This is a genomic window from Pseudomonas fluorescens (assembly GCF_041354075.1).
In the GTDB taxonomy this organism is placed as follows: domain Bacteria; phylum Pseudomonadota; class Gammaproteobacteria; order Pseudomonadales; family Pseudomonadaceae; genus Aquipseudomonas; species Aquipseudomonas fluorescens_CE.
Genome location: NZ_JARZGC010000026.1, coordinates 1 through 18,004 on the forward strand (window position 1 = coordinate 1; position 18,004 = coordinate 18,004).

The 18,004-nt window shown below is 62.2% G+C and carries 15 protein-coding genes and 1 riboswitch; of the genes, 5 read left to right on the top strand and 10 right to left on the bottom strand.

Annotated features, from left to right (window positions below; translation table 11 throughout):
* Positions 1-135: 135 nt before the first annotated feature.
* The 4 genes from QIW53_RS24045 to ahcY form a co-directional block, all read right to left on the bottom strand.
* On the bottom strand, positions 136-1,998 hold the full coding sequence (locus QIW53_RS24045; RefSeq protein ID WP_371052052.1) for a DEAD/DEAH box helicase: 1,863 nt from the start codon (positions 1,996-1,998) through the stop codon (positions 136-138).
* Between the two features lie 222 nt (positions 1,999-2,220).
* The gene (locus tag QIW53_RS24050; RefSeq protein WP_371052053.1) at positions 2,221-3,024 is read right to left on the bottom strand and encodes a substrate-binding periplasmic protein; all 804 of its coding nucleotides are present in this window, start codon (positions 3,022-3,024) and stop codon (positions 2,221-2,223) included.
* Between the two features lie 194 nt (positions 3,025-3,218).
* Entirely contained in the window at positions 3,219-4,064 is an 846-nt protein-coding gene (metF, locus tag QIW53_RS24055) for a methylenetetrahydrofolate reductase [NAD(P)H] (RefSeq protein WP_371052054.1), read from the bottom strand.
* A gap of 170 nt (positions 4,065-4,234) precedes the next feature.
* Positions 4,235-5,644 carry an adenosylhomocysteinase gene (gene ahcY / locus QIW53_RS24060; protein ID WP_371052055.1) on the bottom strand — a complete coding sequence of 470 codons (1,410 nt, stop codon included), beginning with the start codon at positions 5,642-5,644 and terminating at the stop codon, positions 4,235-4,237.
* Between the two features lie 23 nt (positions 5,645-5,667).
* A riboswitch (S-adenosyl-L-homocysteine riboswitch) is annotated at positions 5,668-5,766 on the bottom strand.
* Between the two features lie 198 nt (positions 5,767-5,964).
* Between ahcY and QIW53_RS24065 the strand changes: the two genes are divergently transcribed.
* Both QIW53_RS24065 and QIW53_RS24070 read left to right on the top strand, forming a co-directional pair.
* On the top strand, positions 5,965-6,369 hold the full coding sequence (locus QIW53_RS24065) for an acyl-CoA thioesterase (protein ID WP_371052056.1): 405 nt from the start codon (positions 5,965-5,967) through the stop codon (positions 6,367-6,369).
* 174 nt (positions 6,370-6,543) lie between these two features.
* A complete protein-coding gene (locus tag QIW53_RS24070; protein WP_371052057.1) occupies positions 6,544-7,431 on the top strand; it encodes a formate/nitrite transporter family protein in 888 nt (295 codons plus the stop codon).
* 31 nt (positions 7,432-7,462) lie between these two features.
* Here QIW53_RS24070 and QIW53_RS24075 read toward each other — a convergent pair whose 3' ends face one another.
* The gene (locus tag QIW53_RS24075; protein WP_371052058.1) at positions 7,463-9,313 is read right to left on the bottom strand and encodes a patatin-like phospholipase family protein; all 1,851 of its coding nucleotides are present in this window, start codon (positions 9,311-9,313) and stop codon (positions 7,463-7,465) included.
* A 416-nt stretch (positions 9,314-9,729) separates the two neighbouring features.
* On the bottom strand, positions 9,730-10,899 hold the full coding sequence (locus QIW53_RS24080; RefSeq protein WP_371052059.1) for an MFS transporter: 1,170 nt from the start codon (positions 10,897-10,899) through the stop codon (positions 9,730-9,732).
* A gap of 328 nt (positions 10,900-11,227) precedes the next feature.
* Between QIW53_RS24080 and QIW53_RS24085 the strand changes: the two genes are divergently transcribed.
* Positions 11,228-12,061: an EamA family transporter gene (locus tag QIW53_RS24085; RefSeq protein ID WP_371052060.1), complete on the top strand. Its 834-nt coding sequence runs from the start codon at positions 11,228-11,230 to the stop codon at positions 12,059-12,061.
* Between the two features lie 44 nt (positions 12,062-12,105).
* Positions 12,106-12,489 (top strand): MAPEG family protein, encoded by a 384-nt coding sequence (locus QIW53_RS24090; RefSeq protein ID WP_371052061.1) that lies wholly within the window; start codon positions 12,106-12,108, stop codon positions 12,487-12,489.
* Between the two features lie 121 nt (positions 12,490-12,610).
* On the opposite strand, the gene mltA is transcribed toward QIW53_RS24090, so the two are convergent.
* The gene (mltA, locus tag QIW53_RS24095; RefSeq protein ID WP_371052062.1) at positions 12,611-13,780 is read right to left on the bottom strand and encodes a murein transglycosylase A; all 1,170 of its coding nucleotides are present in this window, start codon (positions 13,778-13,780) and stop codon (positions 12,611-12,613) included.
* Between the two features lie 128 nt (positions 13,781-13,908).
* Between mltA and QIW53_RS24100 the strand changes: the two genes are divergently transcribed.
* Positions 13,909-14,358, top strand: coding sequence for a c-type cytochrome (locus tag QIW53_RS24100; RefSeq protein WP_371052063.1), 450 nt, complete (start codon positions 13,909-13,911; stop codon positions 14,356-14,358).
* 51 nt (positions 14,359-14,409) lie between these two features.
* On the opposite strand, the gene QIW53_RS24105 is transcribed toward QIW53_RS24100, so the two are convergent.
* From QIW53_RS24105 to metK, 3 genes are all read right to left on the bottom strand, one after another.
* A complete protein-coding gene (locus QIW53_RS24105) occupies positions 14,410-14,805 on the bottom strand; it encodes a DUF1090 domain-containing protein (protein WP_371052064.1) in 396 nt (131 codons plus the stop codon).
* Between the two features lie 95 nt (positions 14,806-14,900).
* The gene (gene ligB, locus QIW53_RS24110; protein WP_371052065.1) at positions 14,901-16,577 is read right to left on the bottom strand and encodes an NAD-dependent DNA ligase LigB; all 1,677 of its coding nucleotides are present in this window, start codon (positions 16,575-16,577) and stop codon (positions 14,901-14,903) included.
* Between the two features lie 231 nt (positions 16,578-16,808).
* On the bottom strand, positions 16,809-17,999 hold the full coding sequence (gene metK / locus QIW53_RS24115; protein WP_371052066.1) for a methionine adenosyltransferase: 1,191 nt from the start codon (positions 17,997-17,999) through the stop codon (positions 16,809-16,811).
* Positions 18,000-18,004: the final 5 nt, after the last annotated feature.

An 18,004-nucleotide genomic window follows, 5' to 3' on the forward strand; every position in this document is an offset into this window, starting at 1 on the left:
GCGGTGTAACAGTGGCCAATGTGTTGACTGACACACCGCTTTCGCGAGCAAGCCCGCTCTCACATTTGCTTTGTGTGAGCCATAAAAAATGCCCCTGATTGCAAAATCAGGGGCATTTTTTGTTGCGGCTCAAACTCAGCGGTTGCGGGTCAGCAACGCCGGTTTTTCGCCACGGGGACGGCTTGGCAACTGATCGAGTTGCTCAGGAGTCGGGAAACGGTCGCTTTTGGACTCCTTGTGAATGATCTTCGGTGCCGGACCGCGCGGGTTTTGCACGGCCGGTTCCGAACGCGGCTGATCATCACGTGGCGGACGACGGTTGCGGCCTTCCTCGCGACGGGCCTGGCCATCACGGGGGGCGCCGCTGCGAGGCCCGCTACGCTTGGCGCCGTTAGCGCCGTCGCTGCGTGGACCGCCCTGACGGCCCTGAGGCTTGGCGCCGTTGCGTGGGGCACCAGCACCGCCCGCCGAGCCCTGTGCCGGAGCACCCGGACGGCGGCCGCGACCCGGGGCCGGTTTGCTCTGAGGCACGTAGTCGACGCGGTTGCCGAAGTTGTCGATGTCGTCATCCAGGAACTCGTCCGGGGCACGGTCTGGTGCCGGGCGTGGGACTGCCGCACGCTGTTGCTCGCGAGCCGCTGTGCCTTCGCGTGGCTTCTGTTCGCGTGCCGGACGCTCGCCACGACCGCTGGAGGCCGACTTTTCCTTGCCGCCCTTGTCCTTGCCCTTGTCTTTACGACCGCCGCCACCGCCGCTGCCGTTCGGACCGTCGCCGCGCGGGCCACGTGGGTTGCGCGGGTTGCGCACATCCGGACGCTCGCGCACTTCAGGTTTTTCGGCTTCCACAGCGCTCGAGTCGAAGCCCATCAGGTCACCGTCGGCGATTTTCTGCTTGGTCATGCGCTCGATGCTTTTCAGCAGTTTTTCTTCGTCCGGGGCCACCAGCGAGATCGCCTCGCCCGAACGACCGGCACGGCCGGTACGGCCGATACGGTGCACATAGTCTTCGTCGACGTTCGGCAGTTCGAAGTTGACCACATGGGGCAACTGGTCGATGTCCAGGCCACGGGCGGCGATGTCGGTGGCGACCAGAATGCGCACGCTGCCGGCCTTGAAGTCAGCCAGGGCCTTGGTGCGCGCGTTCTGGCTCTTGTTGCCGTGGATCGCGACCGCGCTCAGGCCGTGCTTGTCCAGGTACTCGGCCAGGCGGTTGGCGCCATGCTTGGTACGCGTGAACACCAGCACCTGTTCCCAGGCACCGGCGGTGATCAGGTGCGCCAGCAGCGAACGCTTGTGGTTCGCCGGCAGACGGAACACACGCTGTTCGATGCGTTCGACCGTGGTGTTCGGCGGCGTGACCTCGATGCGTTCCGGGTTGTGCAGGAGTTTGCCGGCGAGGTCGGTGATGTCCTTGGAGAAGGTCGCCGAGAACAGCAGGTTCTGCCGTTTGGCCGGCAGACGGGCCAGGACCTTCTTCACGTCATGGACAAAGCCCATGTCGAGCATGCGGTCGGCTTCGTCCAGCACGAGGATTTCCACGTGGGACAAATCGACGCTGCCCTGGCCGGCGAGGTCGAGCAGGCGACCGGGGCAGGCCACCAGCACATCGACACCGCGCGCCATGGCTTGCACCTGCGGGTTCATGCCGACGCCGCCAAAGATGCAGGCACTGACGAATTTCAGGTCACGGGCGTAGACCTTGAAGCTGTCGTGAACCTGAGCGGCGAGTTCGCGGGTCGGGGTCAGGACCAGCACGCGCGGTTGGCGCGGGCCGTGACGCTGGGATTTGTCCGGGTGACCGTTGGGGAACAACCGCTCCAGAATCGGAAGGGCGAAGCCGCCGGTTTTACCAGTACCTGTCTGTGCCGCAACCATCAGGTCGCGACCTTGCAACACGGCGGGGATGGCCCGCTGTTGCACCGGAGTAGGCTCGGTATAGCCCGCGTCTTCGATAGCGCGGACCAAAGCCTCGGAGAGACCGAGGGAAGCAAAGGACATGAGTAATCCTGTTTTAGTTAGGGCTTGGCCCAATGGGAGTCTTGCCTGGCGCGAATGGCGTTCAAGAGAAGCGCAATCCCGTCCGGTCCTGCTGGGCCTTGAAAGCACGCCGGGTGCGCTCGCGCGGGGCTTGAAGCTGCGCAGTAGCGGTTCGAGATGCCTTGAAAAAGTCCGAGCGTCCGGGCGTGAGCCTGGCGGGAACGCCGGAGTATAACAGAGCAATCACTGCGCGCCGCTTTCCTGCTGCTCAACGGTTTTTTCCCGGGCAACGGCAGCCGTGTCGGTTTTCGGTGCGGCACCGTAGCGGGCACTCAGCTCGGCGTAGGCGGGTTCACGCTTGAAGCGCTTGAGTTCGGCGCCGAAGCGTTGCACCAGCAGGTCCATGCCGGCATTGCGGCGCACCGCCAGAAACTGGCTCTGCTGGCTGATGACGGTGGGATTTTCGCTGATCTTGTCGCGAATGTTCAATTCATCGAGCAAATGCTGGCCCACGCGTCGGTCGGTGATCAGCAGGTCGATCCGGCCGCGCACCAGCTTGCCGAAGTTGGCTTCATGGGTCGGCGCTGGCTCACGGATGAACAGGGGCGACTCCCTGAAGTCGGGGCTGTACAGATAGCCCGGCGAGGTGCCGATGGTCAGGCCCTTGAGGTCTTCGAGGGTACGGAACGGGTGAGGGCGTTCGTTGGCGTAGAACATCACGAACTCGACTTCCGAGAGGGGTTCGCTGGGGTAGAGCAGGGTGGCATCACGCTCGTCGCTGTGAAAAATGTCCAGTGCGCCATCCGCCTGGCCGGTTTCGAGCATCGACAGGCAGCGTTTCCAGGGCAGGAACTGCCACTCGACTTCGATCCCCAGGCGCTTGAAGACGATGGCCGTGGTTTCATAGTCCAGGCCCCGCGCCTTGCCGTTCTCCTCGTAGACGTAAGGCGCCCAGGGTTCGGTGACAATGCGCAATTTCTCGCCCCGGGCGGTGACGCTCAGGCAAGTGAAAAGCAGTAGGGTAAGTAACCGGGTAATCAAAGGCATGGCTTGAGATTACGACGAGAAAGCCCAAACCGCCAGAAACCCGCTCGCGAAGCTCTGGCTCCGTGCATTGCTGCACAAAAAACAGGCGCAAAACGCAAAAAAAACCGCCGTTCCGGGCCGTGTCTGCTACAGCGTGTGAACGCCTGCGGGCACTGCCGGAAACGGCGGTTTTTCGGGCTTGCCTGACGGCTCGCTTAACGCGGCAGCTTCAGGTTGTTCCAGATCGCCAGGCTAGGTTCGGCCTGGTTCATGGAGTAGAAGTGCAGCCCCGGCGCGCCACCCTGCAGCAGGCGTTCGCACATGTCGGTGACGACCTGCTCGCCGAAGCGCTGGATGCTCCGGGAATCATCGCCATAGGCTTCCAGCTGCTTGCGGATCCAGCGCGGGATTTCCGCACCGCAGGCATCGGAGAAGCGCGCGAGCTTGCTGTAGTTGGTGATCGGCATGATCCCCGGCACCACCGGAATATCCACACCCAGGGCCTGCAAACGGTCGACGAAGTAGAAATAGCTGTCGGCGTTGAAGAAATACTGGGTGATCGCGCTGTCGGCGCCGGCCTTGGCCTTGCGGACGAAGTTGGCGATATCGTCTTCGAAGTTGCGCGCCTGCGGATGCATTTCCGGGTAAGCGGCGACTTCGATGTGGAAATGACTGCCGGTTTCTTCACGGATGAATTCGACCAGCTCATTGGCGTGACGCAGCTCACCGCTGGTCATGCCCATACCGGACGGCAGGTCGCCGCGCAGCGCGACAATGCGCTTGATGCCGGCTGCCTTGTACTCGTTGAGCAAGCCGCGCAGGTCGTCCTTGCTGTCGCCGACGCACGAAAGGTGCGGGGCGGCGGGGATTTTGACTTCGCTTTCCAGTTGCAACACGGTGTTGAGGGTTCGATCACGGGTCGAACCGCCGGCGCCGTAGGTGCAGGAAAAGAAATCGGGGTTGTACGTAGCCAGCTGACGCGCAGTGGCGAGGAGCTTTTCTTGCCCAGCATCGGTCTTCGTCGGGAAGAACTCGAAGCTGTAGCGACGATCTTGGGACATGGTCATATCCTTGCAGACGCGTGAGGCGAACTCTCCCCTGTAGGAGCGAGCATGTTCCGGGCGGCGCTCCGACGATGGTCTTGAGGACGCCGTGGGGTGTCAGGTACCCAGCGTCATCGTTGACGACCATCGCGAGCGTGCTCGCTCCTACAGGGGGAGCGGACAGCCAATCAGTAGCGGTAAGCGTGCGGCTTGAACGGACCTTCGACAGTCACGCCGATGTAGTCGGCCTGGGTCTTGGTCAGTTGAGTCACGACGCCGCCGAAACCGCGGACCATTTCCAGGGCCACTTCTTCGTCGAGTTTCTTTGGCAGTACTTCAACGGTCAGGCGCTCGGCTTTCTGGGCTGGCGACAGGTCGGCGTACTTCTGGCCGAACAGGAAGATCTGCGCCAGAACCTGGTTGGCGAACGAACCGTCCATGATGCGGCTTGGGTGACCGGTGGCGTTACCCAGGTTCACCAGACGGCCTTCGGCCAGCAGGATCAGGTAATCGTCGTTCTGGGCGTCGAAGCTGCCGGCACCGGTGCGGTGGATCTTGTGCACCTGTGGCTTCACTTCTTCCCATGCCCAGTTCTTGCGCATGAAAGCGGTGTCGATTTCGTTGTCGAAGTGGCCGATGTTGCAGACAACAGCGCGCTTCTTCAGGGCCTTGAGCATGTTCGCGTCGCAAACATTGACGTTGCCGGTGGTGGTCACGATCAGGTCGATCTTGCCCAGCAGGGCCTTGTCGATGCTGGCTTCGGTGCCGTTGTTGATACCGTCGATGAACGGCGATACCAGTTCGAAACCGTCCATGCAGGCTTGCATGGCGCAGATCGGGTCGACTTCGGACACCTTGACGATCATGCCTTCCTGGCGCAGGGACTGGGCCGAGCCCTTGCCCACATCACCGTAACCGATGACCAGCGCCTGCTTGCCGGACAGCAGGTGGTCGGTGCCGCGCTTGATCGCGTCGTTCAGGCTGTGACGGCAGCCGTACTTGTTGTCGTTCTTGCTCTTGGTCACCGAGTCATTGACGTTGATGGCCGGGATCTTCAGTTCGCCCTTGGCCAGCATGTCCAGCAGGCGGTGCACGCCAGTGGTGGTTTCTTCGGTCACGCCGTGGACGCGATCCAGCACTTGCGGGTACTTCTTGTGCAGCAGCTCGGTCAGGTCGCCACCGTCGTCGAGGATCATGTTGGCGTCCCAAGGCGCGCCATCCTTGAGGATGGTCTGCTCCAGGCACCACTCGTACTCTTCTTCAGTCTCGCCTTTCCAGGCGAAAACCGGAATGCCGGCGGCGGCAATCGAGGCAGCGGCCTGGTCCTGAGTCGAGAAAATGTTGCAGGACGACCAGCGCACTTCGGCACCCAGGGCGACCAGGGTTTCGATCAGCACGGCAGTCTGAATGGTCATGTGGATGCAGCCGAGGATTTTTGCGCCCTTGAGCGGCTGCTCGCCGGCGTACTTGCGGCGCAGACCCATCAGGGCAGGCATTTCCGATTCGGCGATGATGGTTTCGCGACGGCCCCAGGCGGCGAGGGACATGTCGGCGACTTTGTAGTCGTTGAAATCTGCAGGCGTGATGACAGCGCTCATGAAGAGCCTCCATTCGTAATGTATGCGAATGGGCGCCGTTGTGCGTTTAGTGTCGGGCATTGGCCTGACAACGCCCCATCCGAGCCTGACAGGTCGAACCTGCTGCAGCGCCCCTCGGACAGGTGGCGGGAAAACGGTAGCAATTGGAAGTTACCGTTTTGAAACGGGGGCGATTATAGCGGGCTATGCTGATCTTCCAAAGCCTTTCTGCACGTCAATGTCCGAACGGTAATCGAGACCATAGTCAATGCCTGATAGAGCTCTGGCCCGGGCTCTGCCATGATGCCAGGCATCAATCGGCAAGACGGTCAGGAGAGTGTATGAATTTTCACACCCGCAAATGGGTAAAACCGGAAGACCTGAACCCCAACGGCACGCTGTTCGGCGGCAGCCTGTTGCGCTGGATCGACGAAGAGGCGGCGATCTACGCCATCGTCCAGCTGGGCAACCAGCGCGTGGTCACCAAGTACATTTCCGAAATCAACTTCGTCAGTGCTTCGCGCCAGGGCGACATCATCGAGCTGGGCATTACAGCCACCGAGTTCGGCCGCACCTCGATCACCCTGACCTGCGAAGTGCGCAACAAGATCACCCGCAAGAGCATCCTGACGGTGGAAAAGATGGTCTTCGTCAACCTCGGCGAGGACGGCCTGCCCGCGCCCCACGGTCGGACCGAGATCCGCTACGTCAAGGATCAGTTCAAGGATGACGATCTCCACGAATGAGATTTTCTGGTGCTCCCTTCGCGGGCAAACCCGCTCCCAAGGATGATCGAGGTCCACTGTGGGAGCGAGCCTGCTCGCGAAGGTGCTGAGCCTGGCGAGGATGATTCAGTCGGCCAGTGAACAGCGCCGCGCGCCGCGTGTCGTACCATCAGGTACGCCACAGGTTCACATTCCATGAATACCCAAAAAGACGGCAAGACGCCGGACCTCTCGGCAAAAGAGCGGCACGAAGTCGAGAAAAGCCAGCCACCGCGCGCGGCGGTGCTGCACGAAATCATCCGCACCCAGGGCGACCTGGAACTGGAACGCAGCATTGCTGCGCTCTGGTGGTCAGCCCTGGCCGCCGGCCTGACCATGGGCCTGTCACTGATGGCGATGGGGTTGCTCAATTCACGGCTACCCGAGGGCGAGGGCTTCAAGGTCATTGCCAGTTTTGGTTACTGCGCCGGGTTTCTTGCGGTGATTCTTGCCCGCCAGCAATTGTTCACCGAAAACACCCTGACCGCCGTGCTGCCGATCATGAGCAAGCCCACGCTGAACAACTTCGGCCGTTTGCTGCGGTTGTGGACGGTGGTGCTGGTGGGCAACCTCTGCGGCACCTTGCTGGTGGCGTATGTGATGCTGGAACTGCCGATCTTCGACAGCAAGACCGATATCGCCTTCCTCGACATCGGGCGCAAGGTGATGGAAAGCGACCCCAGCCAGATGTTCTCCAAGGGGATCATTTCCGGCTGGATGATCGCCACCATGGTGTGGATGATTCCGTCCATGGAAAGCGCCAAGGTGTGGATCATCGTCCTCATCACTTACTTCATGGCGCTGGGGGACTTCACTCACATCGTGGTCGGCTCGCTGGAGGTGTCTTACCTGGTGTTTGCCGGCGAGCTGCCGTGGAACGATTTCTGGCTGGTGTTCGCCGGGCCCACGCTGGCGGGCAATATCATTGGCGGCAGCTTTATCTTCGCGCTGATCAGCCATGCGCAGATCCGTAGCGAGTCCGGCACCCCCAGGGACAAGGATGCAGAAGCCGCAACACCGGTCGACAAGGACGACCGGGAGTGAGGCGTCGGCCCGCGCGTTTTTTCGATCATCCTCAAGGGATCAGCCAGGCGCGGGCCTGATCAACCGTCGTGGAGCTGAACGCTCGCGTCGAGGACGGCCAGGTGCGCGAGACGTATTGATCGGCGATCCGATGCAAGACCTCGTTGAACCCTTCGCGCGTGTCGACCTTGTGCAAGTCCTCGATGGCCGTGCGCAGCAACGCGACGTTCGCGTCAGGCTGGCCCAGGCGAAACAGCGAGGGGTAGATCACTTCGCGAATGACGTTCTCGCTTTTGGTGACGATATCGCGCAGATCCATTTCCTGGATCGCCCCGGTCATGACCGGGGATTTTTCCCCCGTGGATCCGGCGTCCAGGCGTTTGACGGCTTGCAGCAACGACATGAACATCGGGTCGTTGCCCTGGTTGAGCTGTCTCGCCAGCCAATCCCGTTTGCCGGGCGCATCCCCCAACCGATCCAGGGCGTCCACGGCGACGCGAAGGGGCGCGGTCAGGGTCAATGGTCCTTCCTGGCTGGCAACGACAGCGACCAGAGTGCGCTTGAGATCGGCCAGCGCCTGTTGCGCGTGATGCCGGAACTCGATGACGGCAGCCGCGTCCGGGTGATCGTGCAACTCAAGCGCCGCTGCTTCGAACATCGACTCGTTCAATGCCAGCAGGGCTCCCCCCATCGATGCGAAGGTGTACGTCTGGCACTGTTGATGACCGGCCAGGTACTGATTCACGTCGATTTCCAGCATGTGCTGCAATTGGTTCTTGTGCTCGGTCGCCATGCTGAAGTTGACGGTGCCCTGCAGCGTACCGGTGAAGTCGTCCTTGTCGGTTTTCAGTCGCACGGTGACGGTCTGGTTGGCGAACGCGGCAAGTCCGGCGTTCTGCTGGGCGTGCCGGGCCGAGTGGGGCGCACCGATAAACCGGTCGCCCAAGGTCGAGAACAGGGTGCCACGGTCTTTTTTCTTGCCGCTGCCCGCGCTCTCGAACTTGAACACCAACTGTTCACTGTCGGGAATGACGCTCGTCGAAAATTGCGGTTCGTACAGCTCCAGCACCGGCGTGTTGAGCATGATCCCGCCGTCTTGAAAGGCGGTGCGTTGCGTGTCGGTCTGGAACGGCAGCTGCTGTTCACAGGGTTTGGCGAAGACCACCGGCAGGGAGCCGGAAATATGAGCCGCGCGGGCGACATCCATGTCCGGGGTCAAACTGGCATTGAACATCACCATTTGCGGGCGTCCGTCGAACATGGCGGTGCCCGTGACGTTCAGTTGCTTGATTTGCGGCAGCTCCTTGCTCAGGGTCGCCAGGTCGGCGAAGGTGACATACCCCTTGCTCCTTATCTGCGCCATGCAGATCTCGCTTGCCGGCGATAGCGAGCGTTGAGGGTCACTGGACGCCCGATCGACACAGGCCTGGATCGACTCGGTCATTTTCTCGCGGATCAGGGTTTCCAGCGGCGTGGCCTTCGATTGCAGGCGCGGCATCAGGTCGAACAGCAATTGGCCGATATTGCCGGCCTTGCCGGGTATCTTGGCCACAGCGCGTCCCAGGGTCGAACTGACCTGCTGTATCGGTCCCAGCACTTTGTTCTGGCTGTCCAGCAGCGAGACGAGATTGGTTTCATCCGACAGTTTGTCAAAGTCCGCAGGCTGCATGCCGCTGGCCAGGAACGCGGCGGAGATGGCGCCCGCCGACGAACCCGAGAGGGTGCGTACCGGGTCCAGGGCCTGATGGTCGGCCAATGCCTTGACCATCCCGGAGATCGCAACGCCCTTGGCGCCCCCGCCGCTGAGCACCAGGCGTTCGATGGCGGGACGCTTGAGTTCTACTTCGACGACGCCATTGGTGAATTGGCGAATCGACAGGTTTCGCTCGGTCAACGCGTGCAAGAGCGTTTCTGATCGGCCTTGGCCGACCTGTGCAGATCCCTTGGCGAAATCCCCCCAGTCGGCGCCATCACCGCCAGTGGAGACCTGAGCGGCGGGACGGTCGGTTGGCGATGACGGGATTGAAAGGGGCGATGGGGAAAGAGTGGGGCTGATCATTGGATGTCTCGTCCTTGGAGGCTGAAAGGCGGCACTTTAGGCGAGACAAGGGCGCGACGGAGCATGAGGAAATGGCTTGCTACACACGCCTGGCGATTTTGGGGGACAACCTGAGATATGCGTTGAAAGGCCCTGAATAGAGCCTTTCTGGAGGGTAGCTTTGAATGCTGGATGGGCGTCTGTGGATGTTTCGTACAACCAGTGTCCAGATTGCTGTGTGGGTCGGTGGGTGTTTCGCAGCAAAGGTCAGGGCCGAGGGCCTAGTCCGTTGCGCCGATTACCGCACTGCCACGGCGCTGGCGATGGATGAAATAGAGCGCGGTCAATACCGTCAAGCCGCTCACCAGGGCGCCGGTCCAGGGCAGGTCCGCCAGGTCCGCGCCGCTGGCGACCACCAGCCCGCCGATCCAGGCGCCGGCGGCGTTGCCCAGATTGAAGGCGCTCTGGTTCAGGGTTGAACCGAGGTTGGGGGCTTCATGGGCCTGGTCGATGATCAGCAGTTGCAGGATCGGGCACAGGGCAAAGGCGAAAATCCCCCACAGCACCAAGGTCACCGCCGCCGGGATCAGCGAACGGCTGGTCTGGCTGAACGCGGCCAGCACCAGCACCACGGCCAGGGCCATGCCCACCAGGGAAGGCAGCAGGCGGCTGTCGGCCAGGCGGCCGCCGAGCATGCTGCCAGCGGTCAGGCCCACGCCGAACAACAGCAGCATGATCGTCACGCCATGGGGGCTGACGCCGGTGATGTCCTGCAGGATCGGCGCGATGTAGGTGAACACGCTGAACAGGCTGGTCGAGGCCAGCACGCTCATCCCTAGGGCGAGCAGCACATTGGCTTTGCCCAGCACCTTGAACTCGCTGGCCAGGTTGGCCTTGTCCATGGCGATCTCTTTCGGCAGCCAGACCCATTGTGCAACGGCGGCAATCACGCCGATCACCGACACCGCCCAGAACGTCGAGCGCCAGCCAGCGTACTGTCCGAGCGCCGTGCCCAGGGGGACGCCGAGCACGTTAGCCAGGGTCAGGCCGGTGAACATCATGGCGATGGCCTGGGCCCGTTTGTTCGGGGCCACCAACCCGGCGGCCACCACCGAGCCGATGCCGAAAAAAGCGCCGTGGCACAGCGCGGTCACCACCCGGGCGGCCATCAGCGTGGCGTAGTTCGGTGCCAGCGCGCAGAGCATGTTGCCCAGGATGAACATCAGCGTCATGCCCAGCAAGGTCGCCTTGCGCGGCATGTTGGCGGTGCCGACTGCGAGGATCGGTGCGCCGAACACGACGCCCAGGGCATAGCCGGTGATCAGCAGGCCGGCGTGGGGAATGCTGACCGAAAGGTCACGCGCCACATCGGGCAGCAGGCCCATGATGACGAACTCAGTGGTGCCGATGCCGAATGCGGCAACAGCGAGGGCAAGCAAGGCGAGGGGCATGCGCAAGGTCTCTTTCTATCGTTTGGTGCAGCGATCAGGCAGACGCATGCCCGGAACCGTGGTCTTGAAAGCGGCTCGAAGCAGAAATTATTGGAATTAGTCTGTGCGCAACCGAGTGCGGCGTGGTCGCTTGCAGTATAAACAGCTGCTGAAATATGGCGAATCAATTTCCCGCGCGCCCCCTTGTAGGAGCGAGCATGTCGAGGCGTCGAACCGTCGCGATGGTCGTCAACGATAACGCTGGCAGCCTGACACCCAGCGGTGTCTGATCCACCATCGCGAGCATGCTCGCTCCTACGGGGGGGCGCGTAAATCAAAGGAGTGTGCCGTGCTTGCAACGGCCTTGGTGTTGTTGGCGGCGCTGTTGCATGCCGCATGGAACACGTTGATCAAGTTCAGCGCCGAACGGTTGCTGGTGGTGGCGTGCATGGACAGCGTCGCACTGTTGTTCGTTGCGCTGATGCTGCCGTTCGTGGCTTTGCCGCCGATCGACATCTGGCCCTGGATCCTCGCCTCGGCGGCGTTCGAACTGCTCTATCGCTTCTTGCTGATCCAGGCTTATCGCGTCGGTGACCTGGGGCTGGTCTATCCGTTGATGCGCGGCCTGTCGCCGCTGGTGGTGCTGGCGCTGACGCTGATCTTTGCCGGGGAGGTGCTGACCCATCAGCAGATCTTCGGCATCCTGCTCATTCCCTTTGGCATGCTCTGCCTGTTGTGGCAGGGCGGTGGCGGGGCGCGCCTGCCGTGGTCGATGCTGCCGGTGGTGGTGCTGATCGGCCTGTGCATCGGCTGCTACACCTTCATCGATGGTCAGGCGCTGCGGCGCTGGTCGCATCCGCTGGATTACCTGGTCTGGGTCACGCTGCTCAGCGCCTGGCCGTTCCCGCTGCTGGCGCTGGTGCGCAAGCGTCCGGCCTTCAGGCTGTTCTGGCGGGAGCAGTGGCGTTTGGGTCTGGCAGTCGGGTTTTGCGTGTTGTTCAGCTACGCTCTGGTGCTGTGGGCGATGCAACTGGGGTCGATTGCCGAAGCGGCGGCCTTGCGCGAGATCAGCGTGATTCTGGTGGTGCTGTTCGGCATGCGCTACTTGAAAGAACCTTTCGGCCGGCCACGGCTCTTAGCCTGTGGACTGGTGTTGATCGGCATCCTGGTGATGAAGTTCTGACGGATAACAGCCTCCCTACCTGAAAACCAAGAAGGATGATGTTTATGACGGTGGCTCTGTGGTGCATTTTGATCGCGATTTTCCTGCCTTACCTGTGCACGCTCGTGGCGAAGATCAGTGGCGGCTATCGGCTGCAGGACAACCATGACCCGCGGGATTTTCTCGATTCGCTGGAAGGGTTTGGCCGGCGCGCCCACGCGGCGCAATTGAACAGTTTTGAAATCACCCCGGCCTTTGCCGCCGCCGTGATCGTCGCCCACCTGGCGGGTAACGCCGAACTGGTGACGATCAATGTGCTGTCGGTGCTGTTCATCACCAGCCGCCTGCTGTACATCATTTGCTACCTGGCGGACTGGGCGACGTTGCGATCGCTGGTGTGGTTCGTGGGGGCGGGGTTGATCGTCAGTTTCTTCGTGGTATCTGCCTGATCAACCTTCTTCGACTTCGCCGGCCTCATCGTCGGAACGCCGCCCGGCTCGCTCCCACAGTGGAATGCGTCAACCGGTGGGAGCGAGCCTGCTCGCGATGGGATCTATCTGCCCCATGGTCTTACTGATCAGCCACCTGCGGCACTTGTGGCAACGCCATGCCTTTGGGCCACAACATCCAGATCTGACCCTGTTGTTTCATGTCGCCCGCCAGATGCCCGGCGGCTTCACCCGTGCCCCAGAACAGGTCCGCACGGACCTCGCCGGTAATTGCGCCTCCCGTGTCCTGGGCGGCCACCGGGCGAACCAGTGGCGTGCCGTCCGGTCGGGTGGTCGATAACCACATGAGGCTGCCCAGCGGAATCACCTTGCGGTCAACTGCCGCGCTGTAACCGGCAGTCAGTGGCACGTTCAGCGAACCGCGAGGGCCTTCGTTGCTGTCCGGGTTGCGGGTGAAGAACACATAACTGGGGTTGCTGCCGAGCAATTGCGGAATCCGCTCGGGATGGGCCTTGGCCCAGTCGCTGATGGCGCCCATGGTCACGTCTTCTTTCTTCAGTTCACCTTGTTCCACCAGCCAGCGACCTATCGGGCGGTAAGGATGACCATTCTGATCGGCGTAGGCGATGCGCAACTGGCGGCCATCGTCGAGCTGAATACGGCCTGAGCCCTGGATCTGCAGGAATTGCAGGTTCATCGGGTCGGTCAGCCAGGCCACCACAGGCGCCTTGACCCCCTTGCTCTCAATGGTGGCTGCATCGTCGTAAGGCTTCAGCACACGACCTTCGAGCCTGCCACGCAGGCGTTTGCCCTTGAGTTCCGGGTAGAGGCTGTCGAGGGCGACGATGATCATGTCCTCCGGCACGCCGTACACCGGAATGTTGGCCACGCTGGTCTGGGTCAGGCTGCCGGGGTAGACCGGCTCGTAGTAGCCGGTGATCAGGCCGTTGGGGTTGTCGTTGGCGGCGCGCAGGCCGTAGACATCGAGCTGTTGCTTGAGAAAGGCGCGGATGTCGGTGGCGGTCTGCGGCACATTGGCGGCAGCGGCGCAGGTCGGGCCCCAGACCGCATCGGCCTTGAGTCGGGTGCATGCGCTGCGCCATGAGCCAAAGCCGGCGACCAGGTCGCTGTCGGTGACGGCGGGCAGCGCATCCCAGGAGGCGCTGGAATAGGTCGCCAGGGCGTGGGTTTTCGGTTGGCCGCTGTCGCCGCCGGTGCAGCCTGCGAGCACGGCTACCATCGGCAGTGTCCACGCGAGGTGGGCCCGCCATGCCTTGAAACGGCTGTTCATGAATTCATTCCTGTGACGGTTGCCCGGGTGCCTGCTGCGCCCGAGCAACCCTTGTTATTAATAGGGGTATTGGTGTTTGCCGGTGACACGAGGATACTGGCCGCCGTTTTCCGCGACCTGAAGCCACCATGACTTTGAAAAAAATCACCGTTGTACTGCTGGCCTGCCTGACGTTGTCTGCCTGTGGCGGCGTCGACCCGAATTCGCCACTGGGTCAACGCAAGGCGATCTTCAAGCAAATGCTCAAGACCGGCGAAGACCTGGGAGGCATGTTGCGCGGTCGCATTCCGTTCGACGGCCCCCGATTTGCGGAGGGCGCCGTGAAGCTCGATACGCTGTCCCACGAGCCTTGGAAGCATTTCCCGCAGGTGCGCGAAGAAGATCACACCAGCGCCAAGGATGATGTCTGGCAGAAGCAGGCGCGTTTTCAGGAACTGGCTCGCACCCTCGAAGCGGCCACCGGTGAATTGGTAGTCGCCAGCAAGGTCCAGCCTTACAAGGCGAGCAACCTTGGGCCGGCGGTACAGAAAGTCGAAGATGCCTGCAGTGCGTGCCATAAGGAGTTTCGGGATCATTGACGGGCGGCGATCCTCCCCACGCCTGGCGTGGGAGTGATCAACCTGCTGTCTTCATTTATCCAGCTCATCCAGTGCGTCCTGCAATTCCTTGCGGGACTCGGCCAGTTTGTCCTTGCGCTTGTTGATCTTCTCGGGATCGCCTTTTTTCATGGCTTTTTCGAGATCGGCCTGGCGTTTGCCGACTTCGTGCCGGGCGTCGAGGACCTTGTTTTCGCGCTCTTTCTTCAGCGAGGCATCGGTGCAATGGTCGGTGACTTCGCCCAGGGCCTTTTCAAGGCCCGCCTGCTGATCGGTGTTGCCCTGGGACTTCGCCTGCTCGAGCTGGTTGATGATGTTCTGCTTTTTGGCGGCGCAGCCGGTCAGCTCCGGCGCCTGCTCGGCTGCCATCAGCGGGGCAGCCATCACGCCGCATAGGGTCAGCAAGGCGAGCGGTGCAAGAAATTTCATAAAAGCTCCATGTGCATGTGCAATCGGGTCGATGCGGCGCTGGGCGTTTGAGCCCGTGGGTATCTTTGGGTTCCCGGGTGGGCGAGCTATCGCGGTCACTGGAAACCGTCGATTCCTGCCGCACGCAATGTTTCACTCAAGGCCAGTACCTGAGGGTCGCGGAAAAAAGCGCTCAATTGCGCTGCGCGCCCCGGTCCGATACCGGATTCGGCCTGCCATTGTGCGATGTTTCGTTGAGCCAGCACCTGCCATGAATCAGCAAGCGGTGCCTGGCCGGTTGGCGGTAAACCCAGCGCTTTGAGCCAGCGAGAAAAAGGACGTTGGCGGGCACTGTTGAAACTGTTTAAAAGACGAGCCGTTTGGCGCTCGCCGAAACCGTCAATGTTAGCAAGCTCTTGCGCATCAAGGGTCAACCAATCCAACAGGCCGTTGAGGTGACCCGTTTCGAAAAGTTTCTCCCAGGTGCCGGGACCGACATGGGGCAAGGCCAGGCCCTGCTTGCCGCTGAGCCAGGCCATCCGTGCGAGAAACTGGCTTTTGCACCCCGGCGTCGGCTGCCAGCAGCTTGACGGGTGGAAGTCGGCGGCCCTTGGCACCTCCAGTTCGCGGCGCTCGGTGGCGCGCACAATCACCCCGTCCAGCCTCGGGATCGTCAGCCCGGCCAGGCTGATCGCGACCTGGTCTCCGGGGCGTATATCCAGCGTCTGCCAGCGGCGCAGGGAGCCGACGCTCACCTGCCTGATCTGCCGATCGTCGAGCCTCACCGGTTTCAACTCGAGCACCGGCGTGATCCGTCCGGTGCGACCGACCTTGAATTCGACCTTGCGCACCTCGGCCAGCGCCTGGGCGAAAGGGTATTTCCAGGCGACGGCCCAATGGGGCGTCTTGGCCTGCCAGCGTTGGGCCGGTGGGCGCCGGCTCTGGCGCAACACCACCCCGTCACTGGCAAAGGGCAGGGGCGAGCGATACCAGCGGTCGCGCCACTGTCCGGCATCCGCGAATGACAGGACCGGCTGGGTGTACGGCGCGGTAGCGGGGAACCCCAATTCATCCAGTGTGCGGGTGCGCGAGGTTGGCTCGGCCGGGCCTTGTGGCCAGTCCCAGACGAACAGCCCGATGCCGGCGGTTTGCCCAGGCGTGAGCGTCTTGCGGGCCATCAGGCCCGCCACCGTGCTGCGTGCATTGAGGCTGCCGGAGGTGGCTTGCACGTGGGCGGTCAGTTGCCAGTAAAGCTCGCCTTGCACCAGGATATCCACGGGCTGCGTCAGTGTGCCGGGGATGGCGGGGATTTGCTGTGCCGTGGATGTCCAGTCCAGGCCTTGAGTGCCATCGCCGCGACTGATTGCCTGGTGCAGCACGCCCTTTCGATAGATCAGCGTCACCGCGACGCCGTCGACCTTGGGTTGTACCCAGATGTCCCTGCGGTCCCGTAGCCAGTGCTCGACCGCTCGATCATCGTGCAGTTTATCCAGCCCGGTATGGACGATCGGGTGGGCAACTTTGCCACGCAGGGTGCGCAGAGGAGAGGGCGCCGGAGCTTCTGCAAAACATTGGCGCCATTCGGTGAGGCGCGACCGGGCCTGATCATAGAGCTCGTCGGCGACCAGCGAGCGTCCGCCACGGTGGTAACTCTCATCCCAGATGTCGATCTGCTCTTGCAGGCGGGAGATTTCGTTCACGGCCCTGGCGGGTGGCCAGTCGGGGCAGTCGAAGGCCCGGACCGTTGAAGAGAGCAGCGTCAGAATGAAAGCGCATAGCAGCCGTTGAAGCATCTTGAGCGTCCTTGCTCATGGGTGTTCTTGAAGGCTAGTCGGTATTTTTTGTCGCACCGGACCGGTGTTTTTCCTGACATTTCCGTCGTCCGCACTGACCGCTAGCGAGCAGGCTCGCTCCCACAGGGAATGCATTCAAAAGGTGGGGCGCGCAATGGGGCGGTAGAGGATCAACAGCAAAAAGCCCCGCACGGCGAACCGTGCGGGGCTTTTGGTACCGCGTGGGCAGTCTTACAGGCCGGCAGCCGAACGCAGGTCGTCGGCGCGGTCGGTTTTTTCCCAGGTGAAGGTGGTGAAGGTGTCTTCGCCCACGGTCTTGGTCGCCGGGGTGCGGCCGAAGTGGCCGTATGCCGCGGTGTCCTGGTACATCGGGTGCAGCAGGTCGAGCATGGTGGTGATGGCGTATGGACGCAGGTCGAACACTTCACGAACCAGCTTGACGATCTTGTCATCGCTGATTTTGCCGGTGCCGAAGGTGTTCAGCGAGATCGACGTCGGCTGGGCAACACCGATCGCGTAGGAAACCTGAATCTCGCAACGCTCGGCCAGGCCGGCCGCGACGATGTTCTTGGCCACGTAACGACCGGCGTAGGCCGCCGAACGGTCAACCTTCGATGGGTCCTTGCCGGAGAAGGCACCGCCGCCGTGACGGGCCATGCCGCCGTAGCTGTCGACGATGATCTTGCGACCGGTCAGACCGCAGTCGCCTACCGGGCCGCCGATGATGAACTGGCCGGTCGGGTTGATGTGGAACTGGGTGTCCTTGGTCAGCAGCTCGGCAGGCAGCACGTGCTTGACGATCAGCTCCATCACGCCTTCGCGCAGGTCTTTGTACGAGACTTCAGGGTTGTGCTGGGTCGACAGAACGACCGCGTCGATGCCCACGACCTTGCCGCCTTCGTAACGGCAGGTCACTTGCGACTTGGCGTCCGGACGCAGCCACGGCAGCAGGCCGGATTTGCGGGCTTCGGCCTGGCGCTGCACCAACTGGTGCGAGAAGGTGATCGGTGCTGGCATCAGCACGTCGGTTTCGTTGCTGGCGTAGCCGAACATCAGGCCCTGGTCGCCGGCGCCCTGATCTTCAGGCTTGGCGCGGTCCACGCCCTGGTTGATGTCAGGGGACTGCTTGCCGATGATGTTCATCACGCCGCAGGTCGCGCCGTCGAAGCCGACGTCGGAGCTGTTGTAGCCGATGTCGAGAATCACGTTACGCACGATCTCTTCCAGGTCGACCCAGGCCGACGTGGTGACTTCACCTGCGATGATTGCCACACCGGTTTTCACCAGGGTTTCGCACGCCACGCGGGCGAACTTGTCTTCAGCAATGATGGCGTCCAGCACCGCGTCGGAAATCTGGTCGGCGATTTTGTCCGGATGCCCTTCGGACACGGACTCTGAGGTGAAGAGGGAGTATTCGCTCATCTCGA

Bases quoted from the DNA above. Each gene is read 5' to 3' on its own strand.
- metF (WP_371052054.1), bottom strand. From the start codon at position 4,064: ATGTCCCAAGATCGTCGCTACAGCTTCGAGTTCTTCCCGACGAAGACC.
- QIW53_RS24100 (WP_371052063.1), top strand. From the start codon at position 13,909: ATGACTTTGAAAAAAATCACCGTTGTACTGCTGGCCTGCCTGACGTTG.
- QIW53_RS24070 (WP_371052057.1), top strand. From the start codon at position 6,544: ATGAATACCCAAAAAGACGGCAAGACGCCGGACCTCTCGGCAAAAGAG.
- QIW53_RS24105 (WP_371052064.1), bottom strand. From the start codon at position 14,805: ATGAAATTTCTTGCACCGCTCGCCTTGCTGACCCTATGCGGCGTGATG.
- QIW53_RS24090 (WP_371052061.1), top strand. From the start codon at position 12,106: ATGACGGTGGCTCTGTGGTGCATTTTGATCGCGATTTTCCTGCCTTAC.
- ligB (WP_371052065.1), bottom strand. From the start codon at position 16,577: ATGCTTCAACGGCTGCTATGCGCTTTCATTCTGACGCTGCTCTCTTCA.
- QIW53_RS24045 (WP_371052052.1), bottom strand. From the start codon at position 1,998: ATGTCCTTTGCTTCCCTCGGTCTCTCCGAGGCTTTGGTCCGCGCTATC.
- QIW53_RS24065 (WP_371052056.1), top strand. From the start codon at position 5,965: ATGAATTTTCACACCCGCAAATGGGTAAAACCGGAAGACCTGAACCCC.
- metK (WP_371052066.1), bottom strand. From the start codon at position 17,999: ATGAGCGAATACTCCCTCTTCACCTCAGAGTCCGTGTCCGAAGGGCAT.
- mltA (WP_371052062.1), bottom strand. From the start codon at position 13,780: ATGAACAGCCGTTTCAAGGCATGGCGGGCCCACCTCGCGTGGACACTG.
- QIW53_RS24080 (WP_371052059.1), bottom strand. From the start codon at position 10,899: ATGCCCCTCGCCTTGCTTGCCCTCGCTGTTGCCGCATTCGGCATCGGC.
- ahcY (WP_371052055.1), bottom strand. From the start codon at position 5,644: ATGAGCGCTGTCATCACGCCTGCAGATTTCAACGACTACAAAGTCGCC.
- QIW53_RS24050 (WP_371052053.1), bottom strand. From the start codon at position 3,024: ATGCCTTTGATTACCCGGTTACTTACCCTACTGCTTTTCACTTGCCTG.